Source organism: Streptosporangium sp. G12 (genome assembly GCF_052983175.1).
In genome coordinates this window covers 286439-299698 of sequence record NZ_JBRIQO010000005.1, presented here as the reverse complement: position 1 = coordinate 299698, position 13260 = coordinate 286439, and the positions used below count along the sequence as shown (strand labels likewise).

Annotated in this window: 11 protein-coding genes; 8 read left to right on the top strand and 3 right to left on the bottom strand. The window is 72.6% G+C overall.

Features of this window, described 5'->3' with window-relative positions; genetic code table 11:
• Positions 1 to 133 precede the first annotated feature (133 nt).
• Positions 134 to 997, top strand: a complete 864-nt coding sequence (locus tag ACVCAG_RS10410; protein WP_440085167.1) for an RNA polymerase sigma-70 factor — start codon at positions 134 to 136, stop codon at positions 995 to 997.
• Between the two features lie 4 nt (positions 998 to 1001).
• Positions 1002 to 1772: an NAD(P)H-binding protein gene (locus ACVCAG_RS10405; RefSeq protein WP_440085166.1), complete on the top strand. Its 771-nt coding sequence runs from the start codon at positions 1002 to 1004 to the stop codon at positions 1770 to 1772.
• Positions 1773 to 1911: 139 nt separating this feature from the next.
• Here the strand turns inward: ACVCAG_RS10405 and ACVCAG_RS10400 are convergent, their stop codons facing one another.
• The 3 genes from ACVCAG_RS10400 to sigJ form a co-directional block, all read right to left on the bottom strand.
• Positions 1912 to 2640 carry a pyridoxamine 5'-phosphate oxidase family protein gene (locus ACVCAG_RS10400; protein WP_440085165.1) on the bottom strand — a complete coding sequence of 243 codons (729 nt, stop codon included), beginning with the start codon at positions 2638 to 2640 and terminating at the stop codon, positions 1912 to 1914.
• A gap of 704 nt (positions 2641 to 3344) precedes the next feature.
• Complete coding sequence (locus tag ACVCAG_RS10395) at positions 3345 to 3809, bottom strand: carboxymuconolactone decarboxylase family protein (protein WP_440085164.1); 465 nt, start codon at positions 3807 to 3809, stop codon at positions 3345 to 3347.
• Positions 3806 to 4693 (bottom strand): RNA polymerase sigma factor SigJ, encoded by an 888-nt coding sequence (sigJ, locus tag ACVCAG_RS10390; protein WP_440085163.1) that lies wholly within the window; start codon positions 4691 to 4693, stop codon positions 3806 to 3808. Before sigJ ends, ACVCAG_RS10395 begins: the two co-directional genes overlap by 4 nt.
• Before the next feature lie 74 nt (positions 4694 to 4767).
• On the opposite strand from sigJ, the gene ACVCAG_RS10385 reads away from it, so the two are divergent.
• The 6 genes from ACVCAG_RS10385 to sthA all read left to right on the top strand — a co-directional run bounded on the left by ACVCAG_RS10385 (position 4768) and on the right by sthA (position 13241).
• Positions 4768 to 8316 (top strand): protein kinase domain-containing protein, encoded by a 3549-nt coding sequence (locus ACVCAG_RS10385; RefSeq protein ID WP_447189777.1) that lies wholly within the window; start codon positions 4768 to 4770, stop codon positions 8314 to 8316.
• 331 nt (positions 8317 to 8647) lie between these two features.
• Positions 8648 to 9424, top strand: coding sequence for an SDR family oxidoreductase (locus tag ACVCAG_RS10380; protein WP_447189776.1), 777 nt, complete (start codon positions 8648 to 8650; stop codon positions 9422 to 9424).
• A gap of 59 nt (positions 9425 to 9483) precedes the next feature.
• Entirely contained in the window at positions 9484 to 9921 is a 438-nt protein-coding gene (locus tag ACVCAG_RS10375) for a cupin domain-containing protein (protein ID WP_440085160.1), read from the top strand.
• Between the two features lie 199 nt (positions 9922 to 10120).
• Positions 10121 to 11359: a serine/threonine protein kinase gene (locus ACVCAG_RS10370; protein WP_447189775.1), complete on the top strand. Its 1239-nt coding sequence runs from the start codon at positions 10121 to 10123 to the stop codon at positions 11357 to 11359.
• 58 nt (positions 11360 to 11417) lie between these two features.
• A complete protein-coding gene (locus tag ACVCAG_RS10365) occupies positions 11418 to 11663 on the top strand; it encodes a hypothetical protein (RefSeq protein ID WP_440085158.1) in 246 nt (81 codons plus the stop codon).
• A gap of 174 nt (positions 11664 to 11837) precedes the next feature.
• Entirely contained in the window at positions 11838 to 13241 is a 1404-nt protein-coding gene (sthA, locus tag ACVCAG_RS10360; RefSeq protein WP_362838380.1) for a Si-specific NAD(P)(+) transhydrogenase, read from the top strand.
• Positions 13242 to 13260: the final 19 nt, after the last annotated feature.

Genomic DNA, 13260 nt, shown 5'->3' with positions numbered 1-13260 from the left:
GATCCTGCCGGAGGGGACGGTGCGCCCGCGATCGGCCTCCGCGAGCGCACCGCCCCCTTCCGTGGCGGACGAGCGGCCGCGGCCCTACCCGCTCGAGAACGGGAGCCGTCGCTCCGTCTGGCACCCTGGTCGGGTGATTGAGGAGTTCGAGGCGGAGCGGCCGAGGATGTTCGGCCTGGCGTACCGGATGCTCGGGTCGGCCACCGAGGCGGAGGACGTCGTCCAGGACGCCTACCTGCGCTGGAGCGGCGCCGAGCGAGAGAACATCGGCTCACCCGGGGCCTGGCTGACCAAGGTGGTCACCAACCTCTGCCTCAACCGGCTCTCCGCCGCCCGCGCCACCCGCGAGCGCTACGTCGGCTTCTGGCTCCCCGAGCCCGCGCCGACCGGCGCGCTCGGCCCGCTGGAGAGCGCCGAGCGGCGCGACGCGGTGTCCATGGCCTTCATGCTCCTGCTGGAGCGGCTCACCCCGGCGGAGCGGGCCGTGTTCGTGCTGCGCGAGGCCTTCTCGTACGGGTACCGCGAGATCGCCGACGTGCTCGACCTGTCCGATGCCAACTGCCGCCAGCTGTACGGCAGGGCCCGGCGCAGGGTCGGCGAGGCTCCGCGGTTCGACGCCCCCGGCGAGCAGCGGCGAAGGATCGTGGAGCGGTTTCTGACGGCCGCCGCCGGCGGCGACCTGGCCGGGCTGGAGCGGCTGCTCGCCGACGACGTGGTCGCCTGGTCCGACGGCGGAGGCAGGGTGAACGCCGCGCTGCGGCCGGTCGCGGGCCGCGACCGGGTCGTCCGCTTCCTCGCCGGGGCCGCCGCCAAGTTCGGGCGGGGCGTGGAGTTCGACCATGTCGACGTCAACGGGCAGGAGGGGGTCCTCGCCCGGCGCGGGGGAGAGATCGTCACGGTCTTCGTGATCGAGATCTCCGGCGGCATGATCGTCGGGGTGCGCGCCGTGCTCAATCCGGAGAAGCTGTCACATTTGCGGGAGCTCACCGGTTCTTAAGGGTATGACGGAAAACATCCTTGTCACCGGCGGTACGGGCACTCTCGGCCGCCACGTCGTGGACCGGCTCGCCGCGGCCGGTCACCCCGCCCGCGTGCTGAGCCGCACGCGCGAGCCCCACATCGGGGACCTGCGGACGGGAGCGGGGCTCGACGCCGCCCTCGACGGGGTGGGCACGGTCGTCCACCTCGCCAGCGACCCGCGCGACTCCTCGGCGGACGTCGAGGGCACCCGGCGGCTGATCGCCGCGACGCCCGCGGGCACCCACCTGGTCTACATCTCCATCGTCGGCGTCGACCGGCACCCGTACTCGTACTACCGGCGCAAGTACGAGGCCGAGAGGATCATCGAGGAGTCGGGGCTGCCGTACACCATCCTGCGCGCGACGCAGTTCCACGACCTGGTCCTGTTCGCGCTGGAGGCGCTGGCGAAGGCGCCGGTCATGCTCGTTCCCGCACGGACGAGCCTCCAGCCGGTGGAGATCGAGGAGGTCGCGGATCGGCTGGTGGAGCTGGCGCTGGGCGCGCCCGCCGGGAGGGTGCCCGACATGGGCGGCCCCGAGATCGTGAGCGTCGCCGGGCTCGCGCGGACCTACCTGCGCGTCACCGGCCGGCGCAGGCCCGTCGTGCCGCTGCTCCTGCCGGGCCGGGTGGCCGCCGCCTTCCGGGGGGACGCGCACCTCGCGCCGGACCACCCCGACGGGCGCGGGACGTTCGCGGACTTCGTGGCGTCGGCCTCGGGCCGGAGCGGGTACGGGACACGGGCGCGGCGGTGACCGGGACGGTCCCCGCCGCGTGGGATCGCGACCCGGCGTGCGCGATGCCGCGCCGGATCACGGCCCGCGCCGGCTCCGGTTCTCACGAGGGAGACCTCCCGGGCCGGTGACCCCGTGCCCGCTTCGCCCGCCGGTGGGATCAGGTGGCCCGCGTGCCCGTCCGGGCGGCGATGTGGTCGGGAGGGGCGATTCCGGCCGGAAGCAGGGGATCGGGGACCGGGGCGAGCCAGGTGGTGGCCAGAGGCAGCCGGCCCGCCCAGAGCCCCAGCTCCGCGTCGGGCCCCTCGCCGTCGTCGGGCGGTCCGGAACTCACCTTGACCGACGCCTCGGCCAGGGAGATCGCGAGGATCGTCGTCGCGGCGAGCTCCTTGCGGCTGGGCCGCCTGGCGTAGTCCCACTGGCCGGGGGCGGCGCGCTCGGTCAGGATCCGCAGCGCGGCCAGTTTCTCCTCGCCCTCCAGGGAGCGGGGCACGCCGTAGACCATGGCGGAGCGGTAGTTGACGCCGTGCTCGAACACCGACCTGGCCAGGATGAGACCGTCCACGTGGGTGACCGTCACGCAGACCGTTCCCGTACCCGGGCCCGCCGGGCCCGCCGTGACTTCCGGGTCGTCCGTGCCGGCGCCCGTTGCGGTCCCGGGTCCGTCCGGGCCGGTCAGGCTCCTGCTGGCCACCGAGCCGTGCACGTAGAGGTGGTCGGCGTCGAAGCCGTAGACGGTGGGGACCACCATGGGCACACCACCTGAGATCACTCCCAGGTGGCAGACGAATCCGGCGCCCAGCACCTCGTACAGGGCGGCGCGATCTGTGCGGCCCTTCTCCCGCAGGCGTCGGTGCCGGGTGCGCTCGGTCGCGGACAATTCGCTCATGAGGCGATATTCAATCAGGTGACCTCGGAGTTCGGGTGTCGCGTGGTTCGTATGTCCCGTCGTGTGGATCGCCGGGAAGTCGTGTGGACCGCACGGAAGGGGATCCACGGCGAGCCCGCGGCCGGGACAGTGGCGGAACGGCGGCGGCGGAACGGCGGCCCGAACGGAGAAAGACCCGCCGTGGCGGGTCTTTCGCGAGGAGGGCCGGACGGGGTCAGGCGGCGGAGGTGGGGCCGCTCGTCCGTGGAAAGCGGAGGACGTTGCGGCCCGTGTAGGCGCTGAGGTCGATGACCTTGGTGTCGCCGCTCACCCTTCGGCGTGTCGCGGAACGAATGTCCCTGATCTTGAGCCGTGCGACATATGGTGGCACGACCACAAGTCTCTTCATTGAGCCCCCCGGCGTGATGGTTCCGTTATAAGAAGTATCTACAGATCGCCGCATAAGACTGCCGTAAAGGCCAGTTCAACAGGGACCAGGTCAGTAGGGGAGCGGGCGCCCCGAGGGGGAGCGCAGGTCCAGGCCCGAGGCGCGGTCGGGACGGCGTGGACGCCGCCGGATGATCTGGGTGCGTCGCCGCATGATCTTCCCCTTTTCCGGGCTCGCCGTGCTCCGCGTCCTATGACACCGGTTCGCCGGACGCTCGCGCGCCTGGCTCGCACGGTCGCCCGTGCGAGCCAAACCTAGTCCGCCGGGCCCCTCCCGATCAACCGTTTTCGCTACGCAGGGTTCCCGCGACCTTGCGGGTGGTGACGGCGATCCGGTTCCACGCGTTGATCGTCGAGATCGTCACGACCAGCGCGGCCAGCACCTCCGGTTCGTAGTGCCTGGCGGCCTCGTCCCACACCTCGTCCGGCACCGTCTCGCCGCGGTCGCTGAGCCGGGTGGCCTCCTCGGCCAGGGCGAGGGCCGCCCGCTCGGCGTCGCTGAAGAAGGGCGTCTCCCGCCAGGCCGCCACCGCGAACAGCCGCTCGTCGCTCTCCCCGGCCGCCTTCGCGTCGTGGGAGTGCATGTCGACGCAGAAGCCGCAGCCGTTGATCTGGCTGACCCGCAGCTTGACCAGCTCCTTCGTGGCGTGCGGCAGCCCGCTCTCCGTCAGGTATTTCTCCAGCCTCAGCATGGCCCGGTAGGCCTCCGGGGCGATCTCGCCGATGTTCATCCGCTCTTTCATCGGACACTCCTCAGTTTCTCGGGGTTCCTCACGATGTCGATCTCGGTGATCCGGCCCCCGGAGACGGTCAGCCCGTAGACGGCGAGCTCGCCGTTCCGCGCCCACAGCAGCCCGGCCCGGCCGTTGACCGTGGTCACCGTCAGCCTTCCGGTACCGCCGAACTTCCCGGCGATGCCGCGCATGAAGCGGCCCACCCGGTCGGAGCCGCGGACCGGCCTGCGGGCCGCGCCGACCACTCCGCCGCCGTCGCTGCGTATCACCACGTCCGGATCGAGCAGCGCCATCAGCGCGCCGATGTCGCCGTCCCCGCCCCGGATGATCCGCGCGAACGCCTCGACCACCCTGCGGTGCTCGGCCTCGTCGACCTCGAAGCGGGGTGCCCGCGCCGCGACGTGCCCGCGGGCGCGGGCCGCGAGCTGCCGGCACGCGGCGGCGGAGCGCCCGACCGCGCGCGCCACCTCCCCGAACGGCAGCCCGAACACGTCGTGCAGGACGAAGGAGGTGCGCTCGGCGGGACTGAGCGACTCCAGCACCACCAGCATCGCCAGGCTCATCGACTCGTCCAGGGTCACCCGGTCGGCGGGGTCGCCCCCGCCCACCACGGGCTCCGGCAGCCACGGCCCGACGTATTCCTCGCGCCGTACGCGCGCCGAACGCAGTACGTCCAGCGCGAGTCTCGATACTGTGACCACCAGCCAGCCCGTGACGTCCCCGATCTCAGAACGTTCCGCCCTGCCCAGCCGCAACCAGGCATCCTGGACCACGTCCTCGGCCTCGTCGAGGCTGCCGAGCAGGGCGTAGGCCACGCCGACCAGGCGTGGCCGGATGGCCCCGAACTCCGCCGCGAGGGCTTCGTCACCGTTCACGTAAGGAGGACGAGACATGTTCCAAGTCTGTGACATCGTCCGAACCCCACCGTCCTCCGGGGCGTCCTATCCACCGGTGAACGGAGTGTGAGTTGAGCACGACACTTATCGACGGTGATCCGCAGAGGCTGGGCGGCTACTGGCTGGCCGGGCGGCTGGGCGCGGGCGGCCAGGGCGTGGTCTACGAGGCGTACGACGCCGACGGCACGCGCGTGGCGGTGAAGGTCCTGCACGGTGACGCCGGGACCGACCCCGAGTTGCGCGACAGGTTCGGCCGCGAGGCCGCCGCCGCCCGCCGGGTGGCCTCGTTCTGCACGGCGGGCGTGCTGGACGCCGATCTCGACGGGCCCAGGCCCTACATCGTCAGCGAGTACGTGGAGGGCCCCAGCCTGCGCCGGGCCGTTGCGGAGGGGCGCCGCTTCACCGGAGGCGACCTGCACCGTCTCGCGACCGCGATCGCCACCGCGCTGACCGCCGTCCACGAGGCCGGGGTGATCCACCGCGACCTCAAACCCGACAACGTCCTGCTGGGCCCGGACGGCCCACGAGTGATCGACTTCGGTGTCGCCCGTACGGAGGACATGTCGCTGACCGCCACCGGCATGGTCGCGGGCACCCCGACCTACATGGCCCCCGAGATCTTCATGGGCCAGCGCGCGACCGCGGCCGTCGACGTCTTCGCCTGGGGCGGGATCATGGTCTTCGCCGCGACGGGCGCCGACCCGTTCCGTGCCGAGAGCCTGGGCGGGATCATGCACCGCGTGCTGTCGGTACAGCCCCAGCTGGACATGCTCCCCGAGCACCTGCGGCCGTTCGTCGCCGCCTCGCTCGCCAAGGACCCCGGGTCCAGGCCCACCGCCAGGGACCTGCTGCTCGCCCTGGTCAGCGGCGACGGGGCCCTCAACACCTCCGACACCCCGAGACTGCTCGCGGCCGGCAGCGACGCCGGGGCCCAGGTCCGGGTGGCCTCGGCCGACCCCGCGCTCGGCACCCTCGCCGAGGACGCCTACCTCGCGCTCGGCCCCGCCGAGCGGGAGCTGGCCCCGGAGATCTTCCTGCGGCTGGTCACCGTGACCGACGACGACCAGCTGGTCGTCCGCCGGGCGCAGTGGGCCGAGCTCCTCGACGGGCGCCGGGAGGGCGAGGCCGCCGCGGTACGGCGCCTGGTGGAGGTCTTCGCGTACCTGCTCACCCACGACGACCGGGAGGTGTGGCTGTCGCGGCCCGCGCTGCCGCAGGCCTGGCCCAGGCTGCGCGCGTGGGTCCAGGCCAACCGGGACGGCCTGGCCGTGCACCGGGGCATCCTCACCGCCGCGCGGCGCTGGCAGCTCCAGGGGCGCAGGGACGGGGACCTTTTCCAGGGCGGCAGCCTGGAGAACGCCATGCGCTGGGCGGCCACCGGGCGCCGCAACATCACGCTCAGCCCGGTCGAGCGCGACTTCCTGGAGGCGGGCGCCGCCCTCGCCCGGCGTCGCGTCCGCAGGGGCAGGGTGCTCTCCGGCACGCTGGCCGTGCTGCTGGTCGTCGCGCTGGCCGCCGGGGCGTTCGCCGTGCAGCAGAGCAGGGTGGCCGACGCGCGCAGCGCCGTCATCGCCTCCCAGCGCGACCAGGCGACGGCCGCCAGGCTCGCCGTGACGGCCGACACGTTGCGGATCGCCGAGCCGGTCAGGGCCATGCTGCTCAGCGTGGCCGCCTGGCGGCTGGCGCCGGTGGTCGAGGCGAGGGCGAGCCTGGCCGGTTCGCTGGCCCAGCGGGAGACGGCCGCCTTCCACGACCCGGCCACCGGGATACAGACCCTCCGGGCGCTGAGCGCCGACGGGCGCACCCTCGTCAGCGCGAGCGACGGCGAGGCGCGCGTCTGGGACGTGCGGACCGGCAGGCGCGTCGGCGGCTTCACCGGGATCGGCGGCGAGCTGCGCGGGATCGCGCTGAGCCCGCGAGGCGGCAGGCTCGCCGTGATCAGCGGTCAGAGGCTGAGGATCTGGGACGTGCGGACCGGCAGGCCGACCGGCGCCGTCATGGAGGTCCAGGGCCGGAACGCGGGCGGCGACACCACAGCGTCCTTCGGACGGTCCGACGACTGGCTCATGGTCGGCCAGGGGGAGGGGTTCACCGTCTGGAACATCGCGACCGGCCGGAAGCACTCCCCGCTGGGAGGGGCCGTCGGCGGCGACGTCTCGGCGGACGGGCGCGGGTTCGCGACCGGGGACATCAACGGCGAGGCGGCGGCCTTCACCCTGGACGGCCTGCGCAGGATCCCGCTGGGAAGCCGCTGCAACTTCTGCGTGCCGAGAGTGGCCTACAGTCCCGACGGCGCGACCGTCGCCGTCGGCAGGGGCAAGACCATCGAGCTGCGTGACGCGTTCACCGGGACGAAGCTGGACACCTCCTTCGACGAGGGCATGACCGAGGATCTCGTCTTCAGCCCCGACGGGCGCTTTCTGGCCTCGGCGGTCGACACGGCGCTGCGGGTCTGGCGGGTCGGGGACGGCAGGCTGCTGCTCACCCAGAGGATCGACGCGTACGAGCCCGTCGTGGCCTTCGACCCGGACGGGCGCACCCTGCGCTACCTCACGGAGGACGCGGTGACGAGCCTCGACGTCTCCGCGCTGACCAGGCCGGTCACGCTGAAGGGCCCGGGGACCCGCTGGGCGGCCCTCAGCCCCGGCGGGCGGCTGCTCGCCTCCAGGGCGGACGGGGCGAGCAAGATCGTGATCCGCGACGTCGGGCGGCGCGCCCGCCTGGGCTCGCTGGAGATCGGGCCCAAGGGCGCCGACAACTTCTTCCAGATGGCCTTCAGCGCCGACGGCAGGCGGCTGGTGGCCAACGAGGGCTCGGACAGCCCCCGGCTGACCGTCTGGGACACCGCCACCTTCAAGCGGATCGCCACCGTCACCCCCGCCCGCGGCGGCCAGACGCCCGCCGTGGCGATCAGCCCCGACGGCACCGCCGTGGCCTCGTACACCCTTTACTACGACGCCGCGACGCAGCCCGAGGGGGAGATCCACCTCTGGGACGTGCCCAGTGGCCGGCTCCGCTGGTCACGGCCCCAGGAGATAACCGAGGGGCTGGTCTTCACCCCCGACGGCGAGGCGCTCGCGGTCGCGGGCGGTGAGCATCGGCTGCTGGACGCGGGCACCGGCGAGCCGTTCGGCGAGACCTACGGCTCGCCCACCGTCGGCATCCCGGCGATCGCGCTGGCCTTCGGCGCGGACGGTGCCCGCTTCGCCGTCGCCGACAAGAAAGGGCGGATCTCGGTGTTCGAGACCCGGGGCAGGAAGCGGGTGGGCAGCATGATCAGGGGCGAGGAGGGAACGGGGGCCGACCTGACGTACTCGCCCCGAGGCGGCGTCATCGCCGCGGCGATGACCGAGCGGTCGGTGGGGATCTGGGACGCCGAGACCGGGCGCCGCCTCGGCCAGCCGATCATCGCCCAGCCCGGAGACCTCCAGACGCTGGCGTTCAGCCCCGACGGCGCCAGGCTGATCGCCGTCGACACGGCGGGCGCCCTGAGCGAGTACCCGGTCGAGCCGGAGGCGGTGGCGCGGGCGGTCTGCGAGCGCGCGGGCCGCACCCTGTCGCGCGAGGAGTGGCGAACCTACCTGGGGGACCTGCCCTATCGCGACGTCTGCCCTGCTTGAGTGATTCGTTCCGACGGCGACGTCACCGTGACGTCACCGTGATGTCATGGTGCCCTCCCGGCGGGAGCGGCACCTCCGGCCCCACCGCGACCGGGCCGGCGCCGCCAGCGCCGCCCGAGCCCATCGACATCACCCACCCGGCCATCCCTTCGAGATCATTCCAATGTGGATTTTGGACTCACTTGGGCGAGACCCCGCCCTGTGCCACCCCGGCACAGGGAATCCATTACCGGAGGGATTTCCGGCCGAGCCGTCACAGGTCGTGGGGCTGTCCTGTCTTAGCCGGTGACCGGGTGGCGAGGGGCACCTTCGGGGGACGGGAAGGGTTGTCATGAAGATCGTGGTGATCGGCGGTACCGGCCTGATCGGGTCGAAACTCGTGGCGAGGCTCGGCGAGCAGGGCCACGAGGCGGTGGCGGCGTCGCCGAACACCGGCGTCGACACCCTCACCGGCGAAGGTCTCGCCGACGTCCTGGCCGGCGCGGACGTGGTGATCGACGTGTCGAACTCCCCGTCCTTCGAGGCCGCCGAGGTCCTCGAGTTCTTCGAGACCTCCACCCGGAACCTGCTCGCCGCGGAGAAGGCGGCGGGCGTCGGCCACCACGTCGCGCTGTCTGTGGTGGGAACCGCGCGGCTGCCCCAGAGCGGCTACTTCCGGGCGAAGATCGCCCAGGAGAAGCTGATCGAGGACTCCTCGATCCCCTACTCCATCGTGCACGCCACCCAGTTCTTCGAGTTCACCCGCGGCATCGCCGACGCGGCCACCGACGCGGCCACCGACGGAGGCACGGTCCGGGTGGCACCGGTGTCCTACCAGCCCGTCGCGGGCGACGACGTCGCCCGGGTGGTCGGCGAGGTCGCGGTGGGCCCGCCGGTGAACGGGAGGGTCGAGGTCGCCGGGCCCGAGAGGTTCCGGATGGACAGGTTCTTCCTGGACGCCCTGGCCGCCTGGGAGGACCCGCGCGAGGTGGTCGCGGATCCGCACGCGCGCTACTTCGGAGCCGAACTGGCCGAGGGATCCCTGGTGCCGGAGGGCGACGACGCGATCCTCGGCGAGATCCGGTACGAGGACTGGCCCGGCCGGGCCACCGCCGCCACCGGAAAATAACGCGTCCCCGCCGGGCGCGGGCCCGGCTCCATCACCCATCCGTCACGGAGGTACCTCCCATGCAGGACAACGATCCGACGCCCGCCGGGCGCGAGCCGCGATCGACCGCGTGGCAGACGGCGCTCACCCTGCTGCAGGAGGTGGAGCCGCCGTTCATTCCGGAGGGAGCGCACGTGATGACCGTGGTCATCGAGTTCCCGCCCGGCGACCCCGGCACACCGCCGCACTGGCACTCGGGGCCGGCGTTCGGCTACGTGATGGAAGGCGAGATGCTGTTCGAGCTGGAAGGCGAGCCCGAGCGTGTCATCCGCGCCGGGGAGGCGTTCTGGGAGCCGGGCGGCGACGTCGTCCACTATCAGGACGGCAACAACCGCGACGACGTCCCGGTCCGTTTCACCGTCACGATGCTGTGCGAGCCCGGTAAGCCGATGCTCACCCTGGTGGACGACGAAGAACTCGCCCGGCGCGCGGGGCGCCGCGCCCCCCGGCGATCCTGACCCCGGACCGACCCCTGCCGAGGTGCCGCCGCGGCCGGCCCGTGAGGCCCGGCCGGGTGTACCTGAGGGGAGGCGCGCGGGCCGGCCGGGGCCGGGCGAAGGGACCGGGAACACCGGGCGCTCCTCGAGAGCCCGGGGCGACCCGACGTTCGTCCTCGTCGAGGGAAACATTTTTTCCGCGGGTCGCATCAAACACCGCATGAGAGTGGCGCGGGAGTTGATCGTGGGCGATCCCTGGCGGCTGGGCGGCTACCGTCTCGCCGGACGGCTGGGGGCCGGCGCCCTGGGCGTGGTCTACGAGGGGTACGGCCAGGGCGGGGAGCGGGTCGCGGTGACGGTCCTGCACGGCCGCCCGGGAGGTGAGGCGCCCGCCGAGGCCGCCGCCGCCCGCCGTGTCGCCTCGTCCTGCACGGCGAGCGTGCTGGACGCCGACCTCGACGGACCCAGGCCGTACATCGTCAGCCGGTACGTGGAGGGCCCCAGCCTGCGCCGGGCCGGGCGGGTCTTCGGCGGCGACGACCTGCACGGCCTCGCGGCCGCGATCGCCACCGCGCTGACCGCCCTTCACGACGCCGGGGTGGTCCACCGCGACCTCACGCCCGACAACGTGATCCTCGGCGGGGACGGTCCCAGGGTCATCGGATTCGGGACGGCCCCCGGGCGGGTGATGTCGCTGACCGCCACCGGGCTCAGGGCTCGGGTGCCGTCGTACACGGCGCCCGAGGTGTTCACCGGCGGCGCGGCGGGCACGGCCGCCGACGTGTTCGCCTGGGGCGGGATCGTGCTGTACGCCGCGACCGGCGAGGACCCGTTCGCGGCGGGCAGCCTGGGCGCGGTGATGCACCGGATCCTCTCGCTCGACCCCGACCTGGGCCCGCTGCCCCGGCTCCTGCGGCCGCTGGCCGCCGCCGCGCTCGCCAAGGACCCCCACTCCAGGCCGGCCGCCCGCGACCTGCTGATCGCCCTGCTCCCCGGGCGCGCCCCGGATCCCGGGACGGCCGCGCTGCTGCGGGCGGGGACCGAGATGGCGGCCCGGATCCGTACGGCCTGCGACGACCCCGGGCTGGGGGCGCTGGCCGAGTCCGCGTACGCCGCGCTCGGCCCGGCGGACCGGGAGCGCGCGCCCGCGGTGTTCCTGAGACTCGTCGCCATCGCCCCCGACGGCCAGCCGGTCGCCCGCGAGGCCAGGGTGCCCGCCGGATCCGAGCGCGTCCTGCGCGGCTTCGCGGGGCTGGTCGCGCATCGGCGGGAGGGGACGCGTCTGGTCCACCAGGCGCTTCCGTACGCCTGGCCACGGCTGGGGGAGTGGATCGAGGCCGACCGCGCCCGCCTCGTGGCGCGCGAGAGGTTCGCCCGGCTGCTTCCCCTGCTGCCGGTCGCGCTGGCGGTGCTGGCGCTGCTGGCCGCCGGGGTGATCGTGGCGGGACGGATTGTCTGACCTGCGGATACCTGGGTACGACTTTCCCTGGGAATGCCGATGATTTTCGGGGGGAAACATGGCGAGCTGTGAAACGTGCGGTAACGACTACGACATGAGCTTCGAGGTGCACGCCCAGGGCAAGGTGCACGTCTTCGACAGCTTCGAGTGCGCGATCCAGCGGATGGCGCCCATCTGCGAGCACTGCGGCGTCCGGATCGTCGGGCACGGTGTCGCGGCGGGGCAGCACTGGTTCTGCTGCGCCCACTGCGCGAGGAAGGAGGGGGCGACCGCGATCGTGGACCGGGTCGCCGCGGAGGTGTGAGGTTCCGGAGTCGCGTCGCGGCCCGTGCCGCGACGCGGTGACGGCGCTCGGTGCCGTCCGGACACCGGGGACGTCGAACTCACCCGACGGTGTGAGGCGGTGTTAACGAGACTGGCACGATCTGGTATTCCGTGAGTCTGGCTGAGACCGCCTCCTACCTTCACACTGGGGCCTATGTGGGATTTTGATGTCCTCGTTCTCGGTTCCGGGCCGGGCGGTCAGAAGGCCGCGATCGCCGCGGCGAAACTCGAACGGCGGGTCGCGCTCGTCGAGCGGCGCAACATGCTCGGCGGGGTGTGCATCAACACCGGCACCATCCCCTCCAAGACACTGCGCGAGGCCGTCCTGCACCTGACGGGCCTCAACCAGCGCGGCATGTACGGCCAGAGTTACCGGGTGAAGGACGAGATCACCGCGGCGGACCTGGGGATCCGTACCCAGCACGTGATCGGCCGGGAGATCGACGTGATCCGCAGCCAGCTGTCGCGCAACCACGTGGCGACGCTCAACGGGCACGGCCACTTCGTGGACCCGCACACGATCGGCGTCGTCGACGAGCACGGCCACGAGACCAAGGTCACCGCCGACAAGATCGTCATCGCCACCGGCACCCGGCCGGCCCGCCCCGACACCGTGGAGTTCGACGGCCACACGATCATCGACTCGGACGGCATCCTGCAGCTGCAGGACATCCCCGACTCGATGGTGGTCGTGGGGGCCGGGGTGATCGGCATCGAGTACGCCTCCATGTTCGCCGCGCTGGGCACCAAGGTGACCGTGGTCGAGCGCCGCGACCGGATGCTCGACTTCTGCGACCTGGAGATCGTCGAGGCGCTCAAGTACCACCTGCGCGACCTGGCGGTGACCTTCCGCTTCGGCGAGACCGTCGCCGCCGTGGAGCGCCGCCCCCGGGGCGCGCTGACCGTGCTGGAGAGCGGCAAGCGGATCCCCGCGGAGACGGTGATGTACTCGGCCGGACGCCACGGCATGACCGACGAGCTCGCCCTGGAGGCCGCTGAGCTGTCCGCCGACGCCCGGGGCCGCATCCAGGTCGACGAGCACTACCGCACCGCCGTGCCGCACATCTACGCCGTCGGCGACGTCATCGGTTTCCCCTCCCTGGCCGCCACCTCCATGGAGCAGGGCCGCATCGCCGCCCACCACGCCTGCGGCGAACCGCTGCGCGGCATCCACCACCTGCAGCCGATCGGCATCTACACCATCCCCGAGATCAGCTTCATCGGTCCCACCGAGGACGAGCTGACCGCCTCCCACGTCCCCTTCGAGGTCGGCATCTCCCGCTACCGCGAGCTGGCCCGGGGCCAGATCATCGGCGACACCTACGGCATGTTGAAACTCCTGGTCTCCCCGGACACCCGCGCCCTGCTCGGCGTGCACGTCTTCGGCACCGGGGCCACCGAACTCCTGCACATCGGCCAGGCCGTCATGGGCTGCGGCGGCACCATCGACTATCTGGTCGACGCCGTCTTCAACTACCCCACCCTGGCCGAGTCCTACAAGGTCGCCGCCCTGGACGCCATGAACAAGCTCCGCCGGGTGGCCCGCTTCGAGCTCTGATCCCTTTCCGAGTGGCTTT